We start from the raw sequence: 502 nt of genomic DNA on the forward strand, positions 1-502 counted from the left end.
TGCTAAACTTAAGCGTCAGTCGCCTGCTAACCAATGCTTGTACCTGCTGTGCTATCTGCAGTCTCGGTACCAGCAGGGCTTGGAGCGCATTGCGGAAGGGTTCATCCATCACACTCGACAGGTGAAGCAACGAGCGCATCAGATGGCGCAGGAACGGGTTTATCAAGACTGGCAAAAGGCAGCCCGCAACGTGAGTAAAGCCGCTGAGATCCTGCACCTGTTCGTGGATGACCGCATCGACCCTAATACTTCCTTCCACGCGGTACAGCAACAGGCTTTCCAGTTTCTCAGTGCCAACGACCTGAACTCGGTCTGCCGATACCTGAGCAATCAGAAACAGTCAGCGGAGGAAGCGTTCTGGCAACACCTGGACACGGAATCCACATTGCGAACCGGCCTGTTACGGTCGCTCTTTTGCTGTCTGCGCATGGAAGGCACCGACAAAACGCAACGGTTAGCCCGGATCTTAGACCAAGCTCGGTTGGATCCGGTCGCCGGCAAT

General features: G+C 55.4%; 1 pseudogene. It reads left to right on the forward strand.

What is annotated here, in order from left to right:
* Window positions 1-502 (forward strand): annotated as a pseudogene (locus tag A3761_RS04565) (Tn3 family transposase); the annotation flags it as partial.

This window comes from Oleiphilus sp. HI0123, assembly GCF_001635315.1.